This is a genomic window from Nocardia wallacei (assembly GCF_029869545.1).
Classification (GTDB): Bacteria; Actinomycetota; Actinomycetes; order Mycobacteriales; family Mycobacteriaceae; genus Nocardia; species Nocardia wallacei_A.
The window spans coordinates 1-2,805 of record NZ_JARWQD010000045.1 but is presented as its reverse complement, the minus strand read 5'-3'; the positions used below and the strand labels follow the sequence as shown (position 1 = coordinate 2,805).

Sequence of the window (2,805 nt, the reverse complement as noted above, 5' to 3'; positions counted from 1 at the left end):
GCCGCTTGGGTTTCCGCCGTGGTGGGGGTTGTTTGGCCCCGGGGCGGCGCCCGGTGGATTTGCGCCGCCCCGGGGCCCCTCGGCGCTGGTTATCGTCTATGTGGTTGTGGGCGTGGCTGATTGGTGTTCTCTGTGGGTTCCTCCCGGTGGATGCTGGGGTCAGGCGCGGCGGTCGGCCGCGGTGACGCGGTGTTCGGTGACGACGACGAGCCACGGGAGCAGGCGAGTGGTGACTCCTGGCAGGGTGGTTTCGGTGCCGTCGGTGAGCATGAGCCGGGCGAAGCGGCCGGGGCGGGTCCGCACGCCGCTGATGTGGTGCCAGTGAATGTGTCGGGTGCGGTTGAGGGTGCGTAGCTCCAGGCCGCTTGGGGTAACGCGTGTCCGGATGCGATAGGCCCACGCGATGTACACGACGGCGGAGGCGAGCAGCGGCATCGCCAGAATCGAGATTGTGTAGGCGCGGTGGGCGATCGGCTGGACGACGGCTTGGCCCGCGACGACGAGCAGCGGCAGGCACGCGCGGATCATCCAGTCGGGTGCGACATACTGGGTCACTTCGACCGGCAGAGATGCGGTCGGGTTGTCGGAGGTGGGAGGTGTTGTGGCGGTGGAGGTTTCGGCGTTTTCGTGCATAGCTGTCTTCCTTGGTTGCCGTAATGGGAGTGCGCTGGCGCCGCGGTGATGGCGGATCTCGTGCCGGTGCTCGTGGGCACGGTGGCGCCGTGCGGAGGGCGCTTGCGGGCGGCCGGGACTACGTCGGTGGGTGGGCCGGACCGGCTGGTGAGTGAGCGGTGGCCGGGCCGTCGAGATGGCTGTATGGAGCGCAGCGGAGTTCCGTTGCGCTCGTTACCGGATGCGGTCCGCGGCCGGCGTGGCCGGGCGGGCCGGAGTGTGTCGGCTCCGGCCCGCGCGGCGGGGTCAGGCGGCGGATGGGCTGGCGTCCGGGGTCTCGTCGGGCTCGGGCGTCGGCGCCGGGTCGGTGTCGGCGGCGGCGCTCTTGTCGACTTGCTCCGGTCCGTCGCCCTCGCCGGTGGCTGTCGCGGTCGGCTTGGCCTTCTTGCGGGCCTTACCCGTCCCGTCGGTCGAGGTACCGTCGGATGCCATCTCGGCGGCGGCCTCGAGTTCGAGGGCTTCGGCCAGGGTGATTTCGCCGAGGAGGGCGCGCTCGATCGGGGTCGGCTGGTAGCCCGCGCTCTGTAGCGCGGCCAGCATCGCGCGCGGGGTCTCCTCCATGTCGACGGTGGAGTACACGAGGGGGTTGGGGTGCAGGACGCGCCAGTAGCGCGGGTTCTCCAGCTGGTCTTCGCGAAACTTGCGCGGCTGCATACGAGCTTCGACCGAGCCGATTGCCAGTCCGACGATGAGCGGAGCAATGCGCGGGTCGGTCAGGTTGTCGAACAGTTCGCCGGTGACCATGGCCTTGTGCGCGTCCTGGTTGAGCAGTTCGGCGGTGAGGGTATCGGCGGTGTTCTCGTTGGTGATGCCGCGCTGAGTGAACAGCAGGCGTGCTGCCCAGGTCAGTAGTCCGGCGGGGAGCTTTGTGGCGCGTTTGACTCCGTGGCCTTGCGCTTTGCCGAGCAATCGCGCCTCGAACTTGCGGCGGTTGACGGTGGCGGCGCGGGCGGCCTTGTTGCCCGCCTTCACGATGTTGTTCTCTGCGTGTTTGCGGGCCTTCTCTTCTTGGCTGCGCACGGTCGGTTCCCGGCGGCTGAATTTGAGTCCGGCGCCTTGGTGGTCGATGCAGTGGTATTTCGGTTGCCAGTACCGATCGATTCCGCCGTCGGGGGCTTCGACCTCCGACATTTCGAGGTAGACGGCCCAATGTTCGGGGTTGGTGATGTCGTCCTCGGTGGCGACGCGGCCCTGCGGTGTGTACAGGTACTCGAGCGGCGATGTCTGTTCCTGCTGGGACCAGCGGGGTTCGGTGTCGAGGATGGTGTATCCGCGTTCGATGTAGGGCTGTGCGGCGATCGCGTGCTCGGCGCGTTGTTCGCGCTCGGCGTGCAGCGTGGCGGCTGCGGCGTCGAACGTGTTGTTCTCGGCGGCGGCGAACAGGCGCTGTTCGGCGTCCTCGTCGCCTTCGAACTCCATGAATACTTCGGCCTGCTGCAGGCTGAGCTGTGCGTTGGCGGCGGTCTGCCGGGCACGCGGGGACTTGCGGAGGTTCTTCGCGGCACGCGCTTCGTCTCGGTCGATGCCGAGCTTCTGGGTTGCCCGGGTGGGGGTGATTCCCGGCAGTTCGAGGTAGTTCTCGAGGGTGACGAGTTTGTCACCGGCGGTCATGGCCTCGCGGTCGTCGTTCTCGGTCCATTGCGCCTCGATCTTGGCGGCCTTGAGCGCGTTCTCGTCGCCCTCCGGCTTGGCCTTGAGCACAATCGAGACTCGCTCGGCACCGGCCTGCCGGGCGGCGAGTATGCGCCGCTGACCGGTGATCATCTCGATTTGATCGGCGTCGTTGATGAATGCGGGCGGCTCCTGCACGAAACCGAACTCTTTGACCGACTTGATCGTTCGGCCCTTGACCGTCACGGTGGTGCGGATGTTGTCGCCGAACACGACTTCATGGGGGTCGACGTCGATAACGATCTTGCCGGATGGGGACTGCGCCAGTCGTTCGCGTAGCTCGGCGATCGGGACGCCGCCTGCGGTCGGCACAGCGGTTGTGGTGTCTTCGGTGGTTGTCATGTGCTTCGGTGTCTCCTACGGTGAGGCGTGGGGGGGGGGGGGGGGGGGGGGGGGGGGCCCCCCGCCGCCCCGCGGGGGGGGTGGGGGGGGGGGATGTAACCACGGGGGGGGGGGGGGGGG

The 2,805-nt window shown here is 68.2% G+C and carries 2 protein-coding genes; both read right to left on the bottom strand.

The window, feature by feature from the left end; translation table 11 throughout:
- Positions 1-159 precede the first annotated feature (159 nt).
- Positions 160-633, bottom strand: coding sequence for a PH domain-containing protein (locus QH290_RS02330; RefSeq protein WP_280381837.1), 474 nt, complete (start codon positions 631-633; stop codon positions 160-162).
- A gap of 285 nt (positions 634-918) precedes the next feature.
- Positions 919-2,685 carry a ParB N-terminal domain-containing protein gene (locus QH290_RS02325; protein ID WP_280381836.1) on the bottom strand — a complete coding sequence of 589 codons (1,767 nt, stop codon included), beginning with the start codon at positions 2,683-2,685 and terminating at the stop codon, positions 919-921.
- Between the last annotated feature and the right edge of the window lie 120 nt (positions 2,686-2,805).